This window comes from Sphingobium xenophagum, assembly GCF_002288285.1.
In the GTDB taxonomy this organism is placed as follows: Bacteria; Pseudomonadota; Alphaproteobacteria; order Sphingomonadales; family Sphingomonadaceae; genus Sphingobium; species Sphingobium xenophagum.
The window spans coordinates 310,543-334,231 of the sequence record NZ_CP022745.1; the positions used below are offsets into that span (position 1 = coordinate 310,543).

20 protein-coding genes and 1 pseudogene are annotated in these 23,689 nt (G+C 62.5%); 6 read left to right on the top strand and 15 right to left on the bottom strand.

Annotated features, from left to right (window positions below):
• Positions 1 to 165 precede the first annotated feature (165 nt).
• Both tsf and rpsB read right to left on the bottom strand, forming a co-directional pair.
• Positions 166 to 1,095: a translation elongation factor Ts gene (tsf, locus tag CJD35_RS01525; RefSeq protein ID WP_017182793.1), complete on the bottom strand. Its 930-nt coding sequence runs from the start codon at positions 1,093 to 1,095 to the stop codon at positions 166 to 168.
• Positions 1,096 to 1,207: 112 nt separating this feature from the next.
• The gene (gene rpsB / locus CJD35_RS01530) at positions 1,208 to 1,966 is read right to left on the bottom strand and encodes a 30S ribosomal protein S2 (protein WP_017182792.1); all 759 of its coding nucleotides are present in this window, start codon (positions 1,964 to 1,966) and stop codon (positions 1,208 to 1,210) included.
• Positions 1,967 to 2,223: 257 nt separating this feature from the next.
• Here rpsB and CJD35_RS01535 point away from each other — a divergent pair, with 257 nt between their 5' ends.
• A complete protein-coding gene (locus CJD35_RS01535; protein WP_017182791.1) occupies positions 2,224 to 2,451 on the top strand; it encodes a hypothetical protein in 228 nt (75 codons plus the stop codon).
• 6 nt (positions 2,452 to 2,457) lie between these two features.
• Here the strand turns inward: CJD35_RS01535 and CJD35_RS01540 are convergent, their stop codons facing one another.
• The gene (locus CJD35_RS01540; protein ID WP_017182790.1) at positions 2,458 to 3,186 is read right to left on the bottom strand and encodes a CDP-alcohol phosphatidyltransferase family protein; all 729 of its coding nucleotides are present in this window, start codon (positions 3,184 to 3,186) and stop codon (positions 2,458 to 2,460) included.
• A 50-nt stretch (positions 3,187 to 3,236) separates the two neighbouring features.
• Positions 3,237 to 3,970 (bottom strand): annotated as a pseudogene (locus CJD35_RS01545) (phosphatidylserine decarboxylase).
• Between the two features lie 168 nt (positions 3,971 to 4,138).
• On the opposite strand from CJD35_RS01545, the gene CJD35_RS01550 reads away from it, so the two are divergent.
• From CJD35_RS01550 to CJD35_RS22325, 3 genes are all read left to right on the top strand, one after another.
• Positions 4,139 to 5,359, top strand: coding sequence for an NADP-dependent isocitrate dehydrogenase (locus tag CJD35_RS01550; protein WP_017182788.1), 1,221 nt, complete (start codon positions 4,139 to 4,141; stop codon positions 5,357 to 5,359).
• Between the two features lie 134 nt (positions 5,360 to 5,493).
• Entirely contained in the window at positions 5,494 to 7,107 is a 1,614-nt protein-coding gene (locus CJD35_RS01555; RefSeq protein WP_017182787.1) for a bifunctional GNAT family N-acetyltransferase/carbon-nitrogen hydrolase family protein, read from the top strand.
• A gap of 133 nt (positions 7,108 to 7,240) precedes the next feature.
• A complete protein-coding gene (locus CJD35_RS22325) occupies positions 7,241 to 7,564 on the top strand; it encodes a hypothetical protein (RefSeq protein WP_140159585.1) in 324 nt (107 codons plus the stop codon).
• 359 nt (positions 7,565 to 7,923) lie between these two features.
• Here CJD35_RS22325 and glmS read toward each other — a convergent pair whose 3' ends face one another.
• The 3 genes from glmS to glmU form a co-directional block, all read right to left on the bottom strand.
• A complete protein-coding gene (glmS, locus tag CJD35_RS01560) occupies positions 7,924 to 9,747 on the bottom strand; it encodes a glutamine--fructose-6-phosphate transaminase (isomerizing) (RefSeq protein WP_017182786.1) in 1,824 nt (607 codons plus the stop codon).
• 129 nt (positions 9,748 to 9,876) lie between these two features.
• Positions 9,877 to 10,746 (bottom strand): metallophosphoesterase, encoded by an 870-nt coding sequence (locus CJD35_RS01565; RefSeq protein WP_095686743.1) that lies wholly within the window; start codon positions 10,744 to 10,746, stop codon positions 9,877 to 9,879.
• Between the two features lie 85 nt (positions 10,747 to 10,831).
• Entirely contained in the window at positions 10,832 to 12,124 is a 1,293-nt protein-coding gene (gene glmU, locus CJD35_RS01570; RefSeq protein ID WP_026002323.1) for a bifunctional UDP-N-acetylglucosamine diphosphorylase/glucosamine-1-phosphate N-acetyltransferase GlmU, read from the bottom strand.
• A 160-nt stretch (positions 12,125 to 12,284) separates the two neighbouring features.
• On the opposite strand from glmU, the gene gph reads away from it, so the two are divergent.
• Positions 12,285 to 12,953: a phosphoglycolate phosphatase gene (gene gph / locus CJD35_RS01575; RefSeq protein WP_017182783.1), complete on the top strand. Its 669-nt coding sequence runs from the start codon at positions 12,285 to 12,287 to the stop codon at positions 12,951 to 12,953.
• Positions 12,950 to 13,711: an enoyl-CoA hydratase/isomerase family protein gene (locus tag CJD35_RS01580; protein ID WP_017182782.1), complete on the top strand. Its 762-nt coding sequence runs from the start codon at positions 12,950 to 12,952 to the stop codon at positions 13,709 to 13,711. The genes gph and CJD35_RS01580 overlap by 4 nt, the downstream gene beginning before the upstream one ends.
• A gap of 226 nt (positions 13,712 to 13,937) precedes the next feature.
• On the opposite strand, the gene lpdA is transcribed toward CJD35_RS01580, so the two are convergent.
• From lpdA to CJD35_RS01620, 8 genes are all read right to left on the bottom strand, one after another.
• Positions 13,938 to 15,338, bottom strand: coding sequence for a dihydrolipoyl dehydrogenase (gene lpdA / locus CJD35_RS01585; RefSeq protein ID WP_017182658.1), 1,401 nt, complete (start codon positions 15,336 to 15,338; stop codon positions 13,938 to 13,940).
• 50 nt (positions 15,339 to 15,388) lie between these two features.
• Positions 15,389 to 15,652, bottom strand: coding sequence for a GIY-YIG nuclease family protein (locus tag CJD35_RS01590; protein WP_095686745.1), 264 nt, complete (start codon positions 15,650 to 15,652; stop codon positions 15,389 to 15,391).
• A 78-nt stretch (positions 15,653 to 15,730) separates the two neighbouring features.
• Complete coding sequence (gene odhB, locus CJD35_RS01595) at positions 15,731 to 16,981, bottom strand: 2-oxoglutarate dehydrogenase complex dihydrolipoyllysine-residue succinyltransferase (protein ID WP_017182656.1); 1,251 nt, start codon at positions 16,979 to 16,981, stop codon at positions 15,731 to 15,733.
• An 8-nt stretch (positions 16,982 to 16,989) separates the two neighbouring features.
• Positions 16,990 to 19,785, bottom strand: a complete 2,796-nt coding sequence (locus CJD35_RS01600; protein WP_026002304.1) for a 2-oxoglutarate dehydrogenase E1 component — start codon at positions 19,783 to 19,785, stop codon at positions 16,990 to 16,992.
• 82 nt (positions 19,786 to 19,867) lie between these two features.
• Positions 19,868 to 20,752, bottom strand: coding sequence for a succinate--CoA ligase subunit alpha (gene sucD / locus CJD35_RS01605; RefSeq protein ID WP_017182654.1), 885 nt, complete (start codon positions 20,750 to 20,752; stop codon positions 19,868 to 19,870).
• A 98-nt stretch (positions 20,753 to 20,850) separates the two neighbouring features.
• Entirely contained in the window at positions 20,851 to 21,813 is a 963-nt protein-coding gene (mdh, locus tag CJD35_RS01610) for a malate dehydrogenase (RefSeq protein ID WP_017182653.1), read from the bottom strand.
• 303 nt (positions 21,814 to 22,116) lie between these two features.
• Positions 22,117 to 23,229: a cell division protein ZapE gene (zapE, locus tag CJD35_RS01615; RefSeq protein ID WP_026002303.1), complete on the bottom strand. Its 1,113-nt coding sequence runs from the start codon at positions 23,227 to 23,229 to the stop codon at positions 22,117 to 22,119.
• Complete coding sequence (locus tag CJD35_RS01620) at positions 23,226 to 23,666, bottom strand: PaaI family thioesterase (RefSeq protein ID WP_017182651.1); 441 nt, start codon at positions 23,664 to 23,666, stop codon at positions 23,226 to 23,228. The genes zapE and CJD35_RS01620 overlap by 4 nt, the downstream gene beginning before the upstream one ends.
• Positions 23,667 to 23,689: the final 23 nt, after the last annotated feature.

Sequence of the window (23,689 nt, forward strand, 5' to 3'; positions counted from 1 at the left end):
TCTGGTCGGGGCCCAACTCTGGGCAAGGAAATGGCGCGCACCTTAGCAGTGCGCGCCAGTATGTGAAGCGGGGTTTTGGCGATTCACGCCACCCCCTTGTCCGTTCGCTGCGCGTCTGTCGAGCGAAGTTTCCCGACCGACGCGCCAAAGCGAACCGACTATGCGTCAGGCAACGCCAGCCGCTGCCGCGACTTCGGCGGCAAAGTCGCTGACTTCCTTCTCGATGCCTTCGCCCAGCTGGAAGCGGACATAGCTCGTCAGGGTGATCGACGCGCCCGCTTCCTTGGCGGCCTTGGCCACCACGTCGGCGATCGGGGTCTTGTTGTCCATCACGAACAGCTGCGACAGAAGCGCATTTTCCTTGGCATATTTGGCCACCGCGCCATCGACCATCTTGGCGATGATCTCGGCGGGCTTGCCCGATTCGGCGGCCTTCTCGGTCGCGATGGCGCGCTCACGCTCCAACTGGACAGGATCGATGTCGGCAGCCGACAGCGCCAGCGGGAAGGCAGCGGCGATGTGCATCGCGATCTGCTTGCCCAGCGTTTCCATCGTGTCGGCAGGCGCGTCGCCTTCCAGCGCGACGAGCACGCCGATCTTGCCCAGGCCCGGTGCGGCGGCGTTGTGAACATAGGGAACGACGACGCCCTGGTTCACCGACACATGCGCGACGCGACGGACATTCTGGTTTTCGCCGATGGTCGCGATGTTGGCGACCAGCTTTTCGGACACGGTGCCGCCCGACGGATAGGATGCCGCCAGCAGCGCTTCAGCATCGCTCACGCCGCTTTCCAGCGCGATGGTCGACACGGTGCGGACGAAATCCTGGAACTGCTCGTTCTTGGCGACGAAATCGGTTTCGCTGTTCACTTCGACGGCAACGCCCTTCGTCCCGGCAACGGCGACGCCGACCAGGCCTTCGGCCGCGGTGCGGCTCGACTTCTTCTGCGCAGCGGCCAGGCCCTTGGCGCGCAGCCAGTCGGTCGCTGCTTCGATGTCGCCGTTGGTTTCGGTCAGCGCCTTCTTGCAATCCATCATGCCGGCGCCCGAACGGTCGCGCAGTTCCTTGACGGTGGCGGCGGTAATATCGGCCATGTTTCGGCTCCTAATATATTTGTGGTTCAAACAAGCGGGTCTTGAACAAGCACTAGGGCGCGTCTCCAAAGAGCGCGCCCTAGCCTGTCAGTCTTACGGTTGTGCGACGCCTTCAGGCTTCGGCGACAACCTCTTCAGCCATCGGCTCGTCCATCGCGCCCAGGTCGACACCCGAAGCCTGCTGCGCACCACGGTTGCCCTTGGTGGCGGCGGCGGCAATGGCCTCGCAATACAGGCGGATGGCGCGGCTGGCGTCGTCGTTCGCGGGAACCGGGAAAGCGATGCCGTCGGGCGAAACGTTGGAATCGAGGATCGCAACGACCGGGATACCCAGCGTATTGGCTTCCTTGATCGCCAGTTCTTCCTTGTTGGCGTCGATCACGAACATGACGTCGGGAATGCCGTTCATGTCACGGATGCCGCCCAGCGACAGTTCCAGCTTCTCGCGCTCGCGAGTCATCTGGAGCACTTCCTTCTTGGTGAAGCCATGGGTGTCGCCCGACAGCTTTTCCTCAAGGGTCTTGAGACGCTTGATCGAACCCGAAATCGTCTTCCAGTTGGTGAGCATGCCGCCCAGCCAGCGATGGTTGACGAAATGCTGGCCGGACTTGCGCGCAGCGTCGGCGATCGGGTCCTGCGCCTGGCGCTTGGTGCCCACGAACAGCACCTTGCCGCCAGCAGCGACGGTCGACGACACGAAGTCGAGCGCACGGCCGAACAAAGGCACGGTCTGCGACAGGTCAAGAATGTGGATGCCGTTGCGCTCGCCGAAGATGTACGGCTTCATGCGCGGGTTCCAGCGATGCGTCTGGTGGCCGAAATGCGCGCCAGCGTCGATCAATTGGTGCATGGTGACGACAGGTGCCGCCATAAGATATTCTCCTTCCGGTTGTGCCTCTGGGAATCAGGAACCGGGAAGGAGCCTCAAAGACCCCGCCGGCACCGGATATGTCGATTCCCATGTGGAATAGGGCGCGCCTTTAACGGCAGGCGAAACATTGCGCAAGGGGTTGACTTGCCCCAAAGATAGGAACATAACGTGAACAAGCGGAACAAATAGGCTTAACCGCCGTTTGGACCGTCATTGTGGGACAAGCCGTGCAAATGGCAAGATAGAAAGTGATCTCCATGTTCACATTCGTTGCAGTGACCCTGTTTACCCTGGCCTTCATGATGGCCATCGGCACGATCGCGTGGATGCTGCTCCACTATCATGACAAAATGGTGGCGGCCTTGCTGTTCCAGCCCATTCCGCAGGACGCGCCCGTCTATCATGTCCGTATCCGCCGCCCGCGCGTCATCCCCTCCGCGCGCAGCGCCAACCGCGCCCTGCCAAACGGCATGCTCGCCGCTTGACGATATTCAGGCTGGGCCGGGATTGGCCTCGCGCTGACGGCGGACCTTGGCGTAGGACAGGATGCCGAACGGGATCAGCGCCACATATATGCCGCAGATCAGCAGCAGCGTCAGCCAGGGATCGGTCACCAGCGAGGCGGCCAGCAATCCGGCCAGGGCAATCGTTTCCAGCCTGATCCGCTTGCGCAACCGCAAGGCCGACCAGCTATAGGTCGCAATGTTGGAAATCATCAGGAAGGCGATGAACGCGGTCCAGGGCGCCACGACATACCAGGCCTGGAAAATCGGTTCCCCCGTCACGAGCCACAGATAGAGCGGCACGAAGGTCAACCCTGCGCCAGCGGGCGCAGGCACGCCGGTCAGGAAGCCAGCCGACTTGTGCGGCTGCACATCGACATCGATATTGGCGTTGAACCGCGCCAGCCGCAGGGCGCAGGACAGCGCATGGGCCAGAGCGAAAATCCAGCCGAATTTGGGCATCGCATAAAGCGACCATAGATACAGGATCAGCGAAGGCGCCACGCCGAACGCAATCGAATCGGACAGCGAATCCAGTTCCGCGCCAAAGCGGCTCTCGCCACGCAGCAACCGGGCGATTCGCCCGTCCAGGCCGTCCAGCACGCCTGCGAACAGGATGGACAGGACCGCCCGCTCCCATTCACCCGATATGCCATACCGCACGCCGGTCAGGCCAAAGCACAGCGCCATTGCCGTCACCGCATTGGGCGCAACCATCCGCAGGGTGATTCCCCGGCGCAACCCCCGTGGCACGGCGCGGCGCTGCCTCACTGTTGGATGCCCGCAATGACGCGGCGGTCGCCGACCTGACCCAATATGGTCTCGCCCGCCACCGTTCGTTGCCCCAATATCACGCGCGGCGCCGTCCCGGCGGGCAGGTAGACATCCACCCGGCTGCCAAAGCGGATCAGGCCGATGCGCTGCCCCGCCGCCACCATGTCGCCGGGTTTGACGAACGGCATGATCCGCCGCGCGACCAGACCCGCAATCTGAGTGAAGCCGATCCGCAGCCCGTCGTGCCGCTCGACCAATATATGCTGGCGTTCATTATCCTCGCTCGCCTTGTCCAGGTCAGCGTTCAGGAACTTGCCCGAAATATAGACCACCGACTTGATCGTCCCGCCGATCGGCGTGCGATTGATATGGACGTCGAACACGCTCATGAAGATGGACACGCGGATCAACGGCTGATCGCCAAGACCCGCCGCCCCGGCCATCTCGCGCGGCGGCGGCACTTTCTGGATCAGCGTCACCAGACCATCGGCGGGCGCAATGATCGCGCCTTCATCCTGCGGCACCGCCCGCACCGGATCGCGGAAGAAGGCCAGCACCCACATCGTCACGATCAGCATCAGCCAGCCGACCACTTCCCAACCCATCAGAAAGAAAACGCCCGTGATAGCCGCAGCGATCAGGCCGAATTTCACGCCTTCCGGATGAACCTGGGGAAGCGCCATTTTACATTGCCGCCGGCGGCAATCGTGATCTCGTTATTTTCCATAGCCACCGTCTTTAGGGAGAGACCCTCGCCCTGACAACGACCGATGCCGCGCTATGTATCCTTGCCTGCCCGGAACGCCAGAATCCCCGCCAGAACGGTTGAACATTGGCCGCGCTTTGCCTAGGGCGTTTTGCAAATCCACCCAGAATGAAGAAGGCGAACAGGCGCATGGCGAAGATCAAGGTGAAAAACCCGGTCGTGGAAATTGACGGCGACGAAATGACCAGGATCATCTGGCAATGGATTCGCGAACGCCTGATCCTCCCCTATCTCGACATCGACCTGAAATATTACGACCTGAGCGTCGAAAAGCGCGACGAGACCAATGATCAGATTACGGTCGATGCCGCCAATGCCATCAAGGAATATGGCGTCGGCGTGAAGTGCGCCACCATCACCCCTGACGAACAGCGGGTCGAGGAATTCAACCTCAAGCAGATGTGGAAGTCGCCCAACGGCACCATCCGCAACATCCTGGGCGGCGTCGTGTTCCGCGAACCCATCGTCATCAAGAATGTCCCCCGCCTCGTTCCCGGCTGGACCGACCCGATCGTCATCGGCCGTCACGCCTTTGGCGACCAGTATAAGGCGACCGACTTCCTGGTCCCCAGCGCCGGCAAGCTGACCATGGTGTGGGACGGCGACAATGGCGAAAAGATCGAAAAGGAAGTGTTCAACTTCCCGGCCGCCGGCGTTGCCATGGGCATGTATAATCTCGACCAGTCGATCATCGACTTTGCCAAGGCGAGCATGAACTACGCGCTCGACCGCAAATGGCCGCTCTACCTGTCGACCAAGAACACCATCCTGAAGGCCTATGACGGCCGCTTCAAGGATCTGTTCCAGCAGGTGTTCGACGAAGAATTTGCCGATCGGTTCAAGGCGGCGGGCATCGTGTACGAACATCGCCTGATCGACGACATGGTCGCCTCCGCGCTCAAGTGGAGCGGCAAGTTCGTCTGGGCCTGCAAAAATTATGACGGCGACGTCCAGTCGGACACGGTTGCGCAGGGCTTCGGCTCGCTCGGCCTGATGACCTCCGTGCTCCTCTCGCCCGATGGCAAGACGGTCGAGGCCGAAGCCGCCCACGGCACCGTCACCCGCCACTATCGCCAGCACCAGCAGGGCAAGGCGACCTCGACCAACCCGATCGCCTCGATCTTCGCCTGGACCCAGGGACTTGCTTTCCGCGGCAAGTTCGACGGCACGCCCGACGTCACCAAATTCGCCGAAACGCTGGAGCGCGTCTGCGTCAAGACTGTCGAGGATGGCGCGATGACCAAGGATCTGGCGCTGCTGATCGGCCCGGAACAGGCATGGATGACCACGGAACAGTTTTTCGAAACGATCCGCGTCAATCTGGAAGCCGAAATGGCGACATGGAACTGATAGCTGCTTGAGGCTTTCAATTCGCAAACGGAACGAGGCGGCGCCGTGCAACGGAGCCGCCTTTTTCACGACTGGCCAACCGACCGGAAGGAAACCTCTCTCCGTTCGGGACTGACCTTACAGGAGACGCGCAGATGACAACGACAGCCCGCAAACGCCTGGAAGTCCGCACCGCCGTGCCGTCCGACGTGCGCGCCATCCTGCGGCTGATAGCCCGCGTCTATCCGGGCCTGCCCAATTATTCCCCCGCGACAGTCCGGGGCCAGATCAACAATTTCCCCGATGGCTGTTTCGTCGCGCTCTACGACAATAAGGTCGTGGGCTATTGCGCGACCATGCGGGTCAGCAAGTCGATGGCCTTCTCCCCCCATGACTGGGACGAAATCACCGCCAACGGCTTTGGCACCCGCCACAGCGCGGCGGGCGAATGGCTCTATGGCTACGAAATGGCGGTTGATCCCAAGCTGCGCGGCCTGCGCATTGGCCAGCGCATCTATGACGAGCGCAAGGAACTGGTTGAACAACTCGACCTGCACGGCATCGTCATCGCCGGTCGCATGCCCGGCTATCTGCGCACCAAGCGCAAGGTGGACGGACCGAAAGATTATCTCGACAAGGTCGTGCAGGGCAAGATCCGCGACCAGGTGGTCAGCTTCCAGCTTAAAAACGGCTTCGAACCGCTCGGCGTCCTCGAAAATTACCTGCCGGAGGACAAGCAGTCGGACGGCCATGCTGCGCATCTGGTGTGGCGCAATCCCTATGTCGACCCGGACGAAGCGCCCGAAATGCGCGTCCCGCGCGGCGTCGAAAGCGTCCGCCTCGCCACTTGCCAGCTACAGGCGCGCGCCGTGCAGGATTTTGACGAGTTTATCCGCAACATCGAATATTTCGTCGATGTCGCCGCCGATTACCGCTCGGACTTCATCGTCTTTCCCGAACTCTTCACCCTGCCCCTCCTGTCGTTCGAGACGAAAAAGCTCAACCCGATGGAAGCGATCGACAAACTCACCAACTATACGCCCCGCCTGACCAAGGAATTGGGCCGCATGGCGCTGGAATATAATATCAACATCATCGGCGGTTCCCACCCGACCCGCGCCGATGATGGCGACATCCAGAATATCGCCTATGTCGCGCTCCGCGACGGATCGCTTCACACCCAGGAAAAAATCCACCCGACCCCCAACGAAGCCTTCTGGTGGAATATCAAGGGCGGTGACGCGCTGGACGTGATCCAGACCGACTGCGGGCCGATCGGCGTCCTCATCTGCTACGACAGCGAATTTCCCGAACTCGCCCGCCGCCTGGTGGATCAGGGCGCGCGCATCATCTTCGTCCCCTTTTGCACCGATTCCCGCGCCGGCTATATGCGCGTGCGCTATTGCGCGCAGGCCCGTGCGATCGAAAATCAATGCTATGTCGTCATGTCGGGCAATGTCGGCAACCTGCCCAATGTCGACAATATGGACATCCAATATGCCCAGAGCGCCATCCTGACTCCCTGCGACCTGCCCTTCGCGCGGGACGGGATTGCGGCGGAATCATCCGAAAATGTCGAAACCCTGACCATGGCCGACGTCAACCTGGCTGACCTCAGCTGGGCCCGCGCCGAAGGCACCGTCCGCAACCTGCGCGACCGGCGCTTCGATCTCTATCATATCGAATGGGACAACAACCCCGACCACGCCCACGCCCAAAGCGGCGGGCCGGTCCCAGCGGGCGGCCATAATTCGCCTGGGGGTGGGTGAGAAGGCACTATAAGGGTGGGTGGCGGCCTGTCGGCTTTCGGAGCATAAAGGAGGCGATTGGGCACGAGGAACCAACTCGATAATGTTCTGGGAATCAAACCCATGGAGGTCGGGCTTTTTGCGATCTCATTCCATGAAGAAGGGGTTTCGCGAACGCGCAAGCTGGCCGCTTGCTTGGCGGCGCGCGGGCTTAAACGACTGGCCCGCGGTATCTGCACTCGGAGACGACCACGATTGGGCGCGAAAGATGGGAATGGAGTTCGTTGCCGAATTCAGCAATGAAGTTTTGTTTTTGATTGATCGGGATTGGTTCGGCTGGCCTGATCCGCCCCGATGGGGACTGGCATCGTTTGATCCGGCCAATGGAAAGTGGAACCTGTGGGGCAACTTTTCAGATTTGCCTTCTGCGTGGACTGTTCCTGCCGCCCTAGATGGACCGGAACGAAACCCTACTTAGTCCGGCTCTGGGCCAGATTTATTTGCAATTGATTGACCGGCTTTTGGTCGTTCCCGGTCATCCTCCCCTGTAAGGGGAGGTGGATGGCCGTAGGCCAGACGGAGGGGTGCCCCCCTCGCGATAGGGTGAGACCCCTCCACCACTTCGTGGTCCCCCTCCCCTTGCAGGGGAGGAATTTGCGGGCGCTTCTGGGCAATTTCCACCCCCGCAACCCCGTTCGCCCTGAGCCTGTCGAAGGGCCGCACTTTCTCCGTGCATTCTTACCCACTGCAAGAAAGAACAGGGCTTCGACAAGCTCAGCCCGAACGCTAGTGGGTGGCACTCCCGATCGTAAACTGACCCGGACCCGCATCCCCCGCTCACTCCACCGTAACACTCTTCGCCAGATTCCGGGGCTGATCCACATCCGTCCCCTTGGCCACCGCGACATGATAGGCGAGCAATTGCACCGGCACCGCATAGACCAGCGGCGCGATCAGCGGGTGGACGTTGGGCATCTCGATCGTCGCCATGCAGCCCTCGCCTGCCAGTGCGATCCCTTCCGCGTCCGAAATCAGCACCACCTTGCCGCCGCGCGCCTGCACTTCCTGCATATTGCTCACGGTTTTCTCGAACAGCGGGCCTGACGGCGCGATCACGATCACCGGCACCGCTTCGTCGATCAGGGCGATCGGGCCATGCTTCATCTCGCCCGCCGCATAGCCCTCGGCATGGATATAGCTGATTTCCTTGAGCTTGAGCGCCCCTTCCAGCGCCATCGGATAATCCGGCCCGCGCCCCAGATACAGCACGTCACGCGCCGGGGCGATCAGGTGCGCCATCGCCTCTATGTCGCCATCATGGCCCAGCGCCTCGTTCATTGCGGCAGGGGCTTCGGACAGGTGCCAGACGATCTCGGCTTCTTCTGCCGGGGTCAGCAGCCCCTTGGCCCGCGCCAGATTGGCGGCCAGCGCAGCCAGCACCGCCAGCTGGCAGGTAAAGGCCTTTGTCGACGCCACGCCGATTTCCGGCCCGGCATGGGTCGGCAGCAACAGGTCAGCCTCGCGCGCCATCGAACTGGTCGGGACGTTCACCACCACAGCGATGATCTGGTCCGCCGCCCTGGCGTGGCGCAGCGCCGCCAGCGTATCGGCCGTCTCGCCCGACTGGCTGATGAACAGCGCCAGGCCGCCGGGTTCCAGCACCGGGTCGCGATAGCGGAACTCGCTCGCGACATCGATGTCGACAGGCACGCGGGCAAATTTCTCGAACCAATATTTGGCGACCATCCCGGCATAGAAGCTGGTGCCGCAGGCGACGATGGTGATGCGCTTCACCGCCCCCAGATCGAAATCCATGTCCGGCATGGCGACCTCATTCTCCATCCGGCGCAGATAGGCGCGCAGCGTCTGGGCGACGACGACCGGCTGCTCGTAAATCTCCTTCTGCATGAAGTGGCGATGATTGCCCTTGTCGATCATCGCCCCCGACACGCCGGAGACCGTCACGGCCCGCTCGACCGGCACATCATCCTTGTCGAAAATCTCGGCGCCATTTTTCGTGATGACGACCCAGTCGCCCTCTTCCAGATAGGCGATCTTCTGCGTCAGCGGCGCCAGCGCCAAGGCATCCGACCCCAGATAGGTCTCACCATCGCCATAGCCGACCACCAGAGGCGATCCCAGCCGCGCGCCGATCAGCATGTCGGGATGGCTGCGGAACAATATCGCCAACGCGAACGCCCCGTGCAGGCGCGGCAGCACCTGGGCCACGGCTTCCTTGGGCGACGCTCCCTGCTCCACCAGTTCGCTCACCAGATGGGCGACCACCTCGGTATCGGTCTGGCTGTCGAAGATGCGGCCCCGCGCCATCAGTTCCGCGCGCAGCGGCTTGAAATTCTCGATAATGCCATTGTGGACCAGCGCCACTTCGCGCGTCGCATGGGGGTGTGCGTTGCTGGTCGTCGGCGCGCCGTGCGTGGCCCATCGTGTATGCGCGATGCCGGTCGTGCCGGGCAGCGGCTCGTCGCGTAACTCGGTCACCAGATTGGCGAGCTTCCCCTCCGCCCGTCGCCGCTCGATCGCTCCGTCATGAATGGTGGCGACCCCCGCGCTGTCATAACCGCGATATTCCAGCCGCTTTAGCCCATCGACCAGCCGCTCCGCCACGTCGCTGTTGCTGATGATGCCAATGATGCCGCACATGAGCCGGGGGAGCCTTTCAGAGTTGATAAGGGACGCGGATGCCCGGCGTCTGTGCCGGATAATCGTTAGTATTGCGTGTCACGGCAATGGCCACTCCCGTCAAGGTGGGGGGCGTTCAGTTTAATATGTTCAGTTCGGTGTCGGCTTTATCGTGATCAGCCAGATGTCGGGCGGGGCGAGCAACCGGAACGGCAATCCGCTGGTGCCGATCCCGGCCGCGACGATCATCGTCTTGGCCCCGTCGCGATACAGGCCGCAGCCATAGCGCGTCCCATATTTCGACGGCACATAGACGATCCCGGCAAAGGGCAAAGCCACCTGCCCGCAATGGGTGTGCCCCACCAGTGTCAACGACGGCGTGTTCGGCAGAGCGGGAAACACATCCGGCCCGTGCGACAGGATCAGCCGCGCGCCACCCATTCGCGCCATCGCTGTCATCGTATCGGGCAGGTCGGGCTTTCGCGTATAAATATCCTTCAGCCCGCCGATCACCAGCGGCCCGCGCCGCACCACGCCATCCTGCAACAGGGTGATGCCGATCCGCGAGAAAGCCACCACCCAGTCCCGACTGCTCAACGCAACGCGGTTCAATGCGCTGCGGCTGTCATGATTGCCCAGCACCGCCACCACGCCCAGCGGCGCGCGCAGCCCGGCGAGTGGCGCGATGCTTGCCCGCGCGTCATAGGTCGCCCCGCCTTTGTCATCGCCAATATAGTCACCGCCCAGCAGGATAAGATCCGGGCGCAGCGCGTTGATCTGCGCCACGATCCGCGCCATCCGCGCCGGGCTGTTGTCCGGCCCGGACATATGCGTATCGGTCAGCAGCGCGACGGTAACAGGATCGCGCGCCGCGTCGGCCGGGAAGGGCAGCGCAATCTCGGCCAGCCGAACCTGTGGCATGGCGCTGGCGTTCCGGATCAGCCAGCTAGCCCCTGCCAGAATCAGGATCAGCGTACAGACCAGTCCCGCCAACCGGGGATGCCGCTGGACCAGCTTCATCCCACAACGTGCTCCCGCGCAGGCGGGAGCCCAGTCCCACGCTCCGATCTAGGCTCCCGCCTGCGCGGGAGCACGCAGCCTTTTCTCACTTCGCCGCCTTCTTTGCCATCATCCGCGCACGAAACCGCTTGGCCCAGCCCGGCTTTGCCTCCTGCGCGGGTCGGACCAGACACAGCGCGTCGGCCTCCACATTCCGCGTCACCACGCTTCCCGCCGCCACGATCGCGCCATCGCCGATCGTCACCGGCGCGACCAGCGCGCTGTTCGACCCGACAAAGGCGCCCGCGCCGATCTCGGTCTTATATTTGAAGAACCCATCATAGTTGCAGGTGATCGTCCCCGCGCCGATATTGGCCCCCGCACCCACGCTGGCATCGCCAATATAGGACAGGTGATTGACCTTGGCTCCTTCGCCCAGCACGGCCTTCTTGATCTCGACGAAATTGCCGACCTTGGCCTTGACGCCGATCTGCGCACCGGGCCGCAGCCGTGCATAGGGTCCGACAACCGCGCCGCTTTCAATGCTGGCCCCTTCCAGATGGGAAAAAGCGTGGATGACCACCCCGTCCGCCACCCGCACGCCCGGCCCGAACACGACGTTCGGTTCCACCACCACGTCGCGGCCCAATATCGTGTCATGGGCGAAGAACACTGTCTCCGGCGCCACCAGCGTCGCTCCTTCGCGCATCGCCTCTACCCGGCGGCGCGCCTGCCACATCGCCTCCACGCCCGCCAGTTCGACCCGGCTGTTGACGCCCGCCACTTCCCACGCGTCCGTCTCGATCACCGCACTGGGCGCACCGGGCAGCATGATGATGTCGGGCAGATAATATTCGCCAGCGGCATTATCGTTACCGATCTGGTCCAGCAGGACGAAGAGATCGGTCGATCGCACCGCCATCAGCCCGCTATTGCACAAAGTGACTGCCCGTTCGGCCTCACTGGCGTCCTTATATTCCACCATCTTCCCGATGATACCCTGCCCATCGGCAATGATCCGGCCATAGGCGGCAGCGTCGTCCGGTCGGAACCCCAGCACGACCGCGCGCGGATCGTCCCCCCGGTTCAACCGATCGAGCATCGCCCGCATCGTCGCTCCGCTCACGAGCGGTACGTCGCCATAGAGGATCAACACATCGCCCGCGAATCCGGCCAGCGCATCATGCGCCTGTGCAACGGCATGGCCGGTGCCCAGCTGCTGGTCCTGCACCGCAATCACCGCGCCGGTGCCCGCCACCGCTGCCTCGACCTGCTCCCGACCAGCGCCGACCACCACGACCTGCCGCTCCGGCTCCAGCGCCGCGACGCTCGCCAGCAGGTGCAGCAGCATCGGGCGTCCCGCAACCGGGTGCAACACCTTGTGCAACGACGATTTCATGCGTGTGCCCTGCCCGGCGGCCAGGATGATGACGGCCAATGGGCGGGCGACTGGACGGCTGGCGGTCACGATATCTCTGTCCCTCGAAAATGGGTCTGTGGCCTTCGGCTCTGCCATGTTTGGCTTGCCTTTGCCACCGCGCTCGCGGCATGGCGCGGCCATGGCAAACATAAATTTCGATATTGTTGGTTTCGACCTGGACGGCACGTTGATCGACACGAGCGGCGACCTTGCCGCCGCCGTCAACCACGCCATCGCGACGATCGACCGACCGCCTTTCCCGGTGGAGGCCATCCGCCCCTTTGTCGGCAAGGGCGCGAAGGTCATGCTCGAACGCGCGCTCGACGCTTCGGGCGGCTATGACGACGCGACGCTCGCCCGGCTGCTGCCCGTCCTGCTCGACTATTATCAGGATAATCTCAGCGCCCGTTCCGTCCCCTATCCCGGCCTGATCGCCGCGATGGACGCGCTGGCCGCGGCAGGCGTCAAGCTGGCCATCTGCACCAACAAGGCAGAGCGCTTCACCATCCCGTTGATCGATCAGCTTGGCCTGACGCCGCGTTTCGCCAGCATCGTGGGCGGCGACACGGTGGGCGTCGCCAAGCCCGATCCCGCCCCCATCCGCGCCATGATCGAGCGCGCGGGTGGTGGCCGGACAATCTTCATCGGCGACACGATCAACGACATAGCGGGCGCGCGCAATGCGGGCATCCCCAGCGTCGCGGTCAGCTTCGGTTTCCTCGACGGCCCGGTCGAGGATCTGGCGGCCGACGCCGTCATCGACCATTTCGACGATCTCGTTCCCCTCCTGCAAAGCTGGCCCACATGAGCTTGCGGCTGGAGCGGGACGGGACCATCGCCCGCCTGCTGATTGACCGCCCGGCGCGTCGTAACGCCATGACGCAGGCGATGTGGGAAGAGCTGCCCGTGCTGGTGGCGCAGGCGATGGCCGACGACGCCGTCCGCGTCCTGATCCTCGGCTCCGCCACGCCCGGCATTTTCTGCGCCGGGGCGGACATCGGCGAATTTGCCCGGCACAGCATCGACGAAGCCTGGCGCATAGCCAATCAGGCCGCCATCCGCGCCAGCCAATATGCGCTCGCCCATGCGCCAAAGCCGGTGATCGCGGCCATTGACGGCGATTGTGTTGGCGGCGGTTGTGGCCTCGCCATCGCCTGCGACCTGCGCATCGCCGCCCCTACCGCCCGGCTGGGCATCACGCCCGCGAAACTCGGCATCGTCTATTCGCTGTTCGACACCAAATTGCTGGTCGATCTGGTGGGACCGGCGCGTGCCAGACGCATCCTTTTCACCGGCGCGCTGCACGGCGCGAACGATGCCCTCGCCATCGGCCTGATCGACGAGATCGCCGTCGATCCCTTGGCCGCCGCAACGGCTTTGGCCCGCACCATCGCCGCCAATGCGCAGCACAGCGTGCGCGCGTCCAAGGCGATTATCCGTCGCATATTGGACGGTCAGGCCGATGATGACGAGGTGACGCTGGCGATGTTCCGCGACGCCTTCACCCTGCCCGATTTTGCCGAGGGCGTGGCTGCGTTTCAGGCGAAGAAGCGACCTGATTTCTGACCACGGCCGTCAAACATAAAATCCTCCCCTGCTAGGGGAGGTGGATGGCCGTAGGCCAGACGGAGGGGTGTCGCCCTCTCGATAGCATGACACCCCTCCACCGGCTTCGCCGGTCCCCCTCCCCTTAAAGGGGAGGATTTGGGTAGCGAGTTTGCAATGGGCATAATCACCAACAAAAAAGGCCCCCGAAACCGGAGGCCCTTCTTTGTCCTGATCTGCTGTGCAATCACATATGGATCGGCTTGCCGGTCACCGCCATCGCCGCTTCCTTGATCGCCTCGCTATGCGTCGGATGGGCGTGGCAGGTATAGGCGATATCCTCGCTCGATGCGCCAAATTCCATCGCCTGCACGACCTGCGCGATCATGGTGCCTGCCGGTACGGCGATGATCCACACGCCGAGCACCTTATCGGTCTCAGCGTCGGCAATGACCTTCACGAAGCCGTCCGGTTCATGATTGGTCTTGGCGCGGCTGTTGGCCATCATCGGGAATTTGCCGACCTTGATCGGGCCCTTTTCCTTGGCCTGTTCCTCGGTCAAGCCGACGCCTGCAATTTCAGGCTTGGTGTACACGACACCGGGGATCAGGTCATGGTTCACGATGCCGGTCAGGCCCGCGATATTCTCGGCAACGGCAATGCCCTCATCCTCGGCCTTGTGGGCCAGCATGGGGCCGGGGATCACGTCGCCGATCGCCCAGACGCCGGGCACCTTGGTGGCGAATTCATGATCGGTTTCGATCTGGCCGCGCTTGTTCAGTTCCAGCCCGATCTTGTCGAGGCCCAGTCCATCCGTATTGGGGCGACGGCCGATCGACACCAGAACCACATCCGCCTCGATCGTTTCGGCCGCGCCGCCCGCAGCAGGCTCGACGGTCAGGGTCACGCCCTTCTTGCCCGCCTTCGCGCCGGTCACCTTGGTGCCGAGCCGATATTCGAAGCCCTGCTTCTTGAAGATCTTGTTGGCTTCCTTGCGGATTTCGCCGTCCATGCCGGGCAGGATCTGGTCCAGATATTCCACGACCGTGACCTTGGACCCCAGCCGACGCCACACGCTGCCCAGTTCCAGGCCGATGACGCCGCCGCCGACAACGACCAGATGCCCCGGCACCTTGTCCAGTTCCAGCGCACCGGTCGAATCGACGATCTGGCCGCCGGCATTGTCCACCTCGACACCCGGCAGCGGCATGACCGACGATCCGGTGGCGATAACGATATTCTTCGCCGTCACCGTTTCGCCGCCCACTGTAACCGTGTTTGCGCCGGTGAAGCTCGCCAGCCCCTTGAGCCAGGTCACCTTGTTCTTCTTGAACAGAAATTCGATGCCGCCGGTCAGACCCTTGACCGCGTCGACCCGCTGCCCCTGCATGGTCGACAGGTCGAGGCTCATCTTGTCGATCTTGACGCCCAGCTTGGCGAGCGTGCCGTTGGCCGCTTCGTCATAGAGTTCCGACGCATGAAGCAATGCCTTGGACGGGATGCAGCCCACATTAAGGCAGGTGCCGCCCAGCGTCTCACGGCTTTCCGCGCACGCGACCTTCAGGCCCAGCTGCGCCGCCCGGATCGCGGCCACATAGCCGCCTGGGCCAGCGCCGATCACCAGAACGTCATAATCATACTCGGCCATCGTTCTTCTTCCTCATAGTGTTCCTGCGAACGCAGGAACCCAGGGCGTCGTCAGAACAGCGTCTCGAACAAATCCCGCCACTGCGGATTTTCCCGTTCGATCAACTCGATCTTCCAGGCGCGCTTCCATTTCTTCATCTGCAGTTCGCGAAGCCTCGCTTCCTGCAACTCATCATATGCCTCAAACCACACCAACATGGTGCAGCCATGTCGCTTCGTAAAGCCTTCAACCAAAGCGTTTCGATGCTGATATGCCCGGCCAGCCAAATCGCTTGTAACACCCAGATAGAGGGTGCCATTGCGTCGGCCGGCCATCAGATAGACATATCCCGCTTTCGTTGCATTTCTCCGCCCTGGGCTCCTGCGTTCGCAGGAGCACGTGGGAAATAAGCCTTACAGGTCGATCAGCAGACGGGTCGGATCTTCAATCGCATTCTTTACCGCGACCAGGAAGGTCACCGCCTCGCGACCGTCGATCAGACGATGGTCATAGGACAGCGCCAGATACATCATCGGACGCACCACGACCTGACCATCGCGCACCACTGGACGATCCTCGATGCGGTGGAGGCCAAGCACTGCCGACTGGGGCGGGTTGATGATCGGGGTGGACATCAGGCTGCCGAACACGCCGCCATTGGAGATGGTGAAGGTGCCGCCCTTCATATCTTCCATAGTCAGCTTGCCTTCCTTCGCCTTGCGGCCAAAGTCGCCAATCGTCTTTTCGATCGTCGCCACGCTCATGCTTTCGGCGTTGCGGATGACCGGAACGACCAGACCGGTCGGCGCCGACACCGCGACCGAAATGTCGCAGAAATCGTTATAGACGATCTCGTCGCCCTCGATCTGCGCGTTGACGCCCGGAATGTCCTTCAGCGCCATGCAGACGGCCTTGGTGAAGAAGCCCATGAAGCCCAGACGGACGCCATGCTTCTTTTCGAACAGGTCCTTATACTTGGCCCGCGCCTCGATCACCGCACTCATGTCGACATCGTTGAAAGTGGTCAGCAGCGCGGCATTATTCTGCGCTTCCTTCAGGCGCTTGGCGACGGTCTGGCGCAGGCGGGTCATCTTGACCCGTTCCTGCGCGCGACCGGGACCGGACGCCGGTGCCGCAGCCGCAGGGGCCGAATCCGCCGCCGTCGCGGCCGCCGCCTTCGCCGTGCCAGCCGCTACAGCCGCCGTCACATCATCCTTGGTCAGGCGGCCATCCTTGCCGGTGCCCTTGATCTTGCTGGGGTCCAGCCCATGCTCCAGCACCAGACGGCGCACGGCGGGCGACAGGGTCAGATTGCCGCCCTCCTCATCGTCCGATGCAGCAGGTGCAGGGGCCGAAGCGGCCGGTGCAGGCGCGGCGGCCTCCGCCTTGGCGGCGGGCGCAGCGGCAGGCGCGGCAGCAGCAGCCGCGCCTTCATTGATCAGCGCCAGCAATGCGCCGACATTCACCGTCTCGCCTTCCTTGGCGATGATGTCGCCCAGAGTGCCTGCGACCGGCGCGGGCACGTCGACCGCGACCTTGTCGGTTTCCAGGCTGACGATAGGCTCATCGAGCGCGACGGCTTCACCGGGCTTTTTGAGCCACTGGCCCACGGTTGCTTCGGTAACGGATTCGCCCAGAGTAGGGACTTTGACTTCGGTGGCCATGAGCTTGTTCAGCCTTTCTTCTGGCGACGGATTTCTTCACGAACGCTGTGACCCAGCGCATCGGCGACGAGGGCGCCCTGTTCGGCGACATGGCGCTTGGCGAGGCCCGTGGCGGGCGACGCCGATGCCTTGCGACCGGCATAGCGGGCGCGCATCGGCGCCTTGCCGGCACTCGCCAGCGCTTCCTCGATATAAGGCTCCACATGGAACCATGCACCATTGTTGCGCGGTTCTTCCTGGCACCAGATCACTTCCGTCAGATTGGTCATCCGCTTGATACGGATGGCCAGCGCATCGGTCGGGAAGGGATAGAGCTGTTCGATACGCACGATCTGGGTATTCTTGTCACCCGCCGCATCGCGCGCCTCAATCAGGTCATAGGCGACCTTGCCCGAACACAGGACCAGACGCTCCGTTTCCGCGTCCGGCGCCGGGTTGGTATCCGAAAGGATGCGCATGAAGTGCGTATCGCCCTGGAAGTCCTGCGCCTGACTTACCGCCAGCTTGTGCCGCAGCAGCGACTTGGGCGTCATGATGATCAACGGCTTGCGGAACGGGCGCAACATCTGGCGACGCAGGACATGGAAATAATTGGCTGGCGTCGTGATGTTGGCGACCTGGATATTGCCTTCCGCACACAGTTGCAGGAAGCGCTCCAGACGCGCCGAACTATGTTCCGGCCCCTGCCCTTCATAGCCATGCGGCAACAGGCAGACGAGCCCGTTGGAGCGCAGCCATTTGGTTTCCGACGATGCGATATACTGGTCGAAGATGATCTGCGCGCCATTGGCGAAGTCGCCAAACTGCGCTTCCCACAGCACCAGGCTCTTGGGGTCGGCCAGCGCATAGCCATATTCAAAGCCCAGCACGCCATATTCGGACAAGGGGCTATCCAGCACCTCGAACCGGCCATGGGGCACGGTCGACAGCGGGATATATTTCTTCTCGGTATTCTGGTCGACCCAGACCGAGTGGCGCTGGCTGAACGTGCCACGACCGGAATCCTGTCCCGACAATCGCACGCCATAGCCTTCCGACAGGAGCGAGCCGAAGGCCAGCGCCTCGCCCGTCGCCCAGTCGAAATTCGCGCCTGACTTGAACATCTCCGCCTTGGCATCCAGCACGCGCTGAAGCGTCTTGTGGACGGTGTGGCCCTGCGGCACGGTGGTCAGCGTCTTGCCCAGGCTGTCGAACAGCTTGGGGCTGATCGCCGATTCAACGCTCTGGCGCGCGGTTTCAGCATCGGCTGGCTTGTGCAGTCCCGACCAGCGACCCGCAAACCAGTCGGCCTTGTTGGCCTTATAGCTTTTGGACGCCTCGAACTCGTCTTCCAGATGGTTGACGAAGTCGCCCGTCGTCTTGGTGACATAATCATCGTCGACCACGCCCTGCGCCTTCAGGCGAGTGGCGTAGACTTCACTGACCGGCGGATGCTGGCGGATCTTCGCATACATCAGCGGCTGGGTGAACGAGGGTTCGTCGCCTTCATTATGGCCGAAGCGGCGATAGCACCACATGTCGATCACGATGTCGCGATGGAAGGTCTGGCGATATTCGACCGCCAGCTTGCAGGCGAAAGTCACCGCTTCGGGATCGTCGCCATTCACATGCAGGATCGGCGCCTGCACACCCTTCGCCACGTCGGACGGATAGGGCGAGCCGCGCGAAAATTGCGGGCTGGTGGTGAAACCGACCTGATTGTTGACGATGAAATGGATGCAGCCGCCGGTATTGTAACCCGCAACCCCGGAAAAGCCGAGACATTCCCAGACGATACCCTGACCCGCAAAGGCCGCGTCGCCATGGATGAGCACCGGCAAAACCTGCTCATGCTTGGCCAGATCGTCGCGGAACGTCTGCTGCGCACGCACCTTGCCGAGCACCACCGGATCGACGGTTTCCAGGTGCGAGGGGTTGGGGACCAGCGACATGTGGACCTTGACCCCGTCAAATTCGCGGTCGGTCGATGTGCCCAGATGATATTTGACGTCGCCCGAACCACCGACATCTTCCGGGTTCGCGGTGCCACCGGAAAATTCGTGGAAGATAACGCGAAAGCCCTTGGCCATCACATTGGCCAGCACGTTCAGGCGGCCACGATGGGCCATTCCATAGACGATTTCACGGATGCCCGACTGGCCGCCATATTTGATGACCGCTTCGAGCGCGGGAATCATCGATTCGCCGCCGTCCAGACCAAAGCGCTTGGTCCCGACATATTTGCGGCCCAGGAACTTTTCATATTGTTCGCCCTGGATGACCTTGGCCAGGATCGCCTTCTTGCCCTCTGGCGTGAAGATGATTTCCTTGTCCTTGCCTTCCATCCGCTCCTGAAGGAAACGGCGTTCCTCCACATCGGCGATGTGCATATATTCCAGGCCGACATTGCCGCAATAATTGGCGCGCAGGATCGCGACGATTTCGGTCACGGTCGCAAATTGCAGGCCCAGCGTGCCGCCCAGGAATATCTTTTTCGCCGGATCGGTCAGGCCATGATATTCCGGCGTCAGATCGGCCGGCAAGTCGCGCTGGGTCAGCCCAAGCGGATCGAGATTGGCGGCGAGATGACCGCGCACGCGATAGGTGCGGATCAACATCTGCGCGCGAATGGCGTCCTCTGCCGCCTGCGCTATGTCGGCGTCCGACACAGACTTGCCCGCAGACTTGGCGGCGGCCTTTACGGCCACCTGCATCTGGGTCGGGTCCATCGCCCCAGTCAGGTCGTCCGTATCCGCCAGCGGCCAGTTGGGTCGCGCCCAGCTTGGACCTTGCTCGACTTCAAAATCCTGGTTTTCGTAACCCATCATCATATCCCATCCGTGCCGCGTGCAGTCGCGGTCGGGCAAAGGACGGCCGGGGTGCAGCCCGACCGCCTTACAGGCCTGATCAGCCCTTCAGCACTTCCAGCAGGGTCGTGCCCAGTTCGGACGGGCTGGCCGCAACCTTGATGCCCGCCGCTTCCATCGCGGCGATCTTGCTTTCCGCGTCGCCCTTGCCACCCGACACGATCGCGCCAGCGTGGCCCATGCGACGGCCCGGAGGGGCCGTGCGACCGGCGATGAAGCCAGCCATCGGCTTCTTGCGGCCCTTCTTGGCTTCGTCGATCAGGAACTGCGCCGCCTGCTCTTCCGCGTCACCGCCGATTTCACCGATCATGATGATCGATTCGGTGGCGCCGTCGGCCAGGAACAGTTCCAGCACGTCGATGAAGTTGGTGCCATTGACCGGATCGCCGCCAATGCCGACCGCCGTGGTCTGACCCAGGCCAGCGTTCGACGTCTGGAACACCGCTTCATAGGTCAAGGTGCCCGAACGCGACACGACGCCGACGCTGCCCGCCTTGAAAATGCTGCCGGGCATGATGCCGATCTTGCATTCATTGGGGGTCAGCACGCCGGGGCAGTTCGGGCCGATCAGGCGCGACTTGCTGCCCGACAGTGCGCGCTTCACGCGGACCATGTCGAGGACGGGGATGCCTTCGGTGATGCAGATGATCAGCGGAATTTCCGCGTCGATCGCTTCCAGGATCGAATCGGCCGCAAATGGCGGCGGCACGTAAACGACCGACGCATCCGCGCCGGTCTTGGTCTTGGCTTCCAGCACCGTGTCGAACATGGGCAGGCCGATATGGGTCGAACCACCTTTGCCCGGCGTGACCCCGGCAACCATCTGGGTGCCATAGGCGAGCGCCTGTTCGGTGTGGAAGGTGCCGGTGGCACCGGTCATCCCCTGGGTGATGACCTTGGTGTTCTTGTTCACCAGAATGGACATGCGTGTCCCTTTACATTCTGTGGACGTGGCACTTGGTCGAATGCATCCCGTTCCAGGCTGCGCACTTACCTGAAACGGGATGGTGCAGCTCTGAAGTGTCAGGCGAGCGAGGGATCAATACCCTTGCACGCTTCCAGCAGTTCCTTGACGGCGTCGACCGAAACCTGAAGATTGGCTTTGGCTTCGTCGTTGAGTTCGATTTCGATGACCTGCTCGACACCATCCTTGCCGATGATGACAGGCACGCCGACATAGAGATTGTCGACGCCATATTGGCCGGTCAGGTTGGCCGCGCAGGGCAGCAGGCGCTTCTTGTCGCCCAGATAGGATTCCGCCATCGCGATCGCGCTGGTGGCGGGCGCGTAGAAGGCAGAGCCGGTCTTGAGCAGCGCGACGATTTCGCCGCCGCCCGAACGGGTGCGCTGAACGATGGCGTCGATACGCTCCTGGGTGGAGCGGCCCTGCTTGATGAGGTCAGGCACGGGGATGCCCGCAACGGTCGAATATTCGATCACCGGCACCATGGTATCGCCATGGCCGCCCAGCACGAAGCTGGTGACGTCCTTGGCCGACACGTTGAATTCTTCGGCCAGGAAGTGGTTGAAGCGCGAGCTGTCCAGCACGCCGGCCATGCCGACGACCTTGTTGTGCGGCAGGCCCGAAAATTCGCGCAGCGCCCAAACCATCGCGTCGAGCGGGTTGGTGATGCAGATGACGAAGGCGTCGGGCGCGTTGGCGGCAATGCCTTCGCCCACCGCCTTCATGACTTTCAGGTTGATGCCCAGCAGGTCGTCGCGGCTCATGCCCGGCTTGCGCGCGACACCGGCGGTCACGATGATGACATCGGCGCCAGCAATATCGGCATAATCGTTGCTGCCGGTGATCTTGGCGTCGAAGCCTTCGACCGATGCGCACTGGGACAGGTCGAGCGCCTTGCCCTGGGGCACGCCTTCCACGACGTCGAACAGGACGATATCGCCCAGCCCCTTCAGGGCCGCGAGATGCGCGAGCGTGCCGCCAATGTTACCAGCGCCGATGAGCGCGATCTTGTTACGGGCCATATGTCTGTCATCCTCCAAGACGTAAACTCTGGAATTGATGGCCCGCTTAAGCCGATAATGCAGGGGTTTCAACTAACAAAGGCCGTAAGCGCAAATTATCTTTGCAACTCATTCGCAATTGCGATAAGAGCAGCAACACCCTGTCGCTCCCGGCTCCCACCCTGGCCGTCGAGCTGTCCCTGCAGCGGTATCCTGCCGGATGCTTTCCCGACGGAGAGCATCCGGTCTGTTTTTCCCCGTTTTCAGCAAGAAGATTGCGTCATGATGACGGCAGCACACGGCGGGCCGTGCCCGCTGCGGTACCTATTTGGGACCGTGGCCCAGCGCCAGATAATCGTCCGACTGCATTTCCATCAGTCGCGATACCGTCCGTTCAAATTCGAACGCGCCGTCTCCCTCCGGGTAGAGCCGCGCCGGTTCCGCGTCCGCCGACGCCAGCAACTTCACCTTATACTCGTAGAGCGAGTCGATCAGCGTCACGAAGCGCGCGGCCTCATTGCGCTTCTCCGGCCCCAGGACCGGGATGCCGACGATGATCACCGTATGATATTTCCGGGCGATCGCCAGATAGTCGGGCGCGCCGCGCGCCTCCGCGCACAACCGCTTGAACGAAAAGACCGCCACGCCCTTCAGGCTCTTTGGCACATGGAGCGTCCGCCCGCCCTGCACCTTTATGTCCTCCGAGGGCACATGGGCGCGGTCTGACGGGGGATAATCGGTCAGGCGGAAAAATGCTGTGCTGAGCGCGACCGTCGCCGCATCGCCATTGGGGCAGTGCCATAAGGTCGCGTCGCCCAGCCGGTCGCGGCGATAGTCGGTCGGGCCGTTCAGCGTCAGGACGTCCAGACGATCCTTGATCAGGTCGATGAAGGGCAGGAAAAGCTGACGGTTAAGTCCATTTTTGTAAAGTTCATCGGGTTCGCGGTTGGACGTCGTGACGATCGTCACCCGCTTTTCCAGCAGTCCGGTAAACAGACGGGACATGATCGCGGCATCAGCCATATTATTGACGACCATTTCGTCAAAGCAGAGCAAGCGCGCTTCATCGGCCAGCGACTCCACGACCGGCGGGATCGGATCGCCCTTCTCCGACTTGCGGGCTTCCGCCAGCCGCGCATGGACGTCGAGCATGAATTCATGGAAATGCGCGCGCTTCTTGCGCTGGATCTTCACCGTGTCGAAGAACAGGTCCATCAGCATCGACTTGCCGCGACCGACCCCACCCCACATGTAGAGGCCGCGCGGCGGCTCAGGCATTTTGCGCAGCAGCTTCCACAGCGTCGAACCGCGTGCGGGAACCGCCTCCAATTGCTGCTGCAAAGTGTCGAGTCGCAACGCCGCCGCGCGCTGATCGGGATCGGCGCGCAATTCGCCAGCCGCGATCAGCGCCTCATATCGGGTAACCACACCTGTCACTTGGCCACAATGACCTTGCGCAATGTAGCGGTAGAGGCCGCGATCAGGCCATCGCCCTGCGCGATCGTCATGCGCAGGAACAGCATCTTGCCCGTTTCCTTGAGCAGTTCGACATCGGCGATCATCGTCAGACCGCGCTTGCCCAGGCCCAGATATTGCATCGACAGGTCAATGGTGAGCGCAGCCATCTGATCCTCACGCCCCATCGCCCAGAGCGCGATGAAATAGGCGTGATCGGCAAAGCCTGCGGCAAAACCGCCGTGCATATTGCCAAAGCGGTTCATGTGCTGCGGTCGCACCTCCAGCGCGACCCGCGCCTTGCCCGGCGCGTCGCTGCGCGCATAACCGCTGCCGATGACCGAGGGGAAATCGACGCTGTCCGAATCGCCCCAGCGCCGCCAACCGCTCCAATCCTCCGCCGGTGCGGCGGCAACCATCGCCTCGGTCTTACTCACGACAA

Excerpts from the sequence above, each read along its gene's own strand:
- tsf (WP_017182793.1), bottom strand. The coding sequence starts at position 1,095 with ATGGCCGATATTACCGCCGCCACCGTCAAGGAACTGCGCGACCGTTCG.
- rpsB (WP_017182792.1), bottom strand. The coding sequence starts at position 1,966 with ATGGCGGCACCTGTCGTCACCATGCACCAATTGATCGACGCTGGCGCG.
- CJD35_RS01535 (WP_017182791.1), top strand. The coding sequence starts at position 2,224 with ATGTTCACATTCGTTGCAGTGACCCTGTTTACCCTGGCCTTCATGATG.
- CJD35_RS01540 (WP_017182790.1), bottom strand. The coding sequence starts at position 3,186 with ATGGTTGCGCCCAATGCGGTGACGGCAATGGCGCTGTGCTTTGGCCTG.
- CJD35_RS01550 (WP_017182788.1), top strand. The coding sequence starts at position 4,139 with ATGGCGAAGATCAAGGTGAAAAACCCGGTCGTGGAAATTGACGGCGAC.
- CJD35_RS01555 (WP_017182787.1), top strand. The coding sequence starts at position 5,494 with ATGACAACGACAGCCCGCAAACGCCTGGAAGTCCGCACCGCCGTGCCG.
- CJD35_RS22325 (WP_140159585.1), top strand. The coding sequence starts at position 7,241 with ATGAAGAAGGGGTTTCGCGAACGCGCAAGCTGGCCGCTTGCTTGGCGG.
- glmS (WP_017182786.1), bottom strand. The coding sequence starts at position 9,747 with ATGTGCGGCATCATTGGCATCATCAGCAACAGCGACGTGGCGGAGCGG.
- CJD35_RS01565 (WP_095686743.1), bottom strand. The coding sequence starts at position 10,746 with ATGAAGCTGGTCCAGCGGCATCCCCGGTTGGCGGGACTGGTCTGTACG.
- glmU (WP_026002323.1), bottom strand. The coding sequence starts at position 12,124 with ATGAAATCGTCGTTGCACAAGGTGTTGCACCCGGTTGCGGGACGCCCG.
- gph (WP_017182783.1), top strand. The coding sequence starts at position 12,285 with ATGGCAAACATAAATTTCGATATTGTTGGTTTCGACCTGGACGGCACG.
- CJD35_RS01580 (WP_017182782.1), top strand. The coding sequence starts at position 12,950 with ATGAGCTTGCGGCTGGAGCGGGACGGGACCATCGCCCGCCTGCTGATT.
- lpdA (WP_017182658.1), bottom strand. The coding sequence starts at position 15,338 with ATGGCCGAGTATGATTATGACGTTCTGGTGATCGGCGCTGGCCCAGGC.
- CJD35_RS01590 (WP_095686745.1), bottom strand. The coding sequence starts at position 15,652 with ATGGCCGGCCGACGCAATGGCACCCTCTATCTGGGTGTTACAAGCGAT.
- odhB (WP_017182656.1), bottom strand. The coding sequence starts at position 16,981 with ATGGCCACCGAAGTCAAAGTCCCTACTCTGGGCGAATCCGTTACCGAA.
- CJD35_RS01600 (WP_026002304.1), bottom strand. The coding sequence starts at position 19,785 with ATGGGTTACGAAAACCAGGATTTTGAAGTCGAGCAAGGTCCAAGCTGG.
- sucD (WP_017182654.1), bottom strand. The coding sequence starts at position 20,752 with ATGTCCATTCTGGTGAACAAGAACACCAAGGTCATCACCCAGGGGATG.
- mdh (WP_017182653.1), bottom strand. The coding sequence starts at position 21,813 with ATGGCCCGTAACAAGATCGCGCTCATCGGCGCTGGTAACATTGGCGGC.
- CJD35_RS01620 (WP_017182651.1), bottom strand. The coding sequence starts at position 23,666 with ATGGTTGCCGCCGCACCGGCGGAGGATTGGAGCGGTTGGCGGCGCTGG.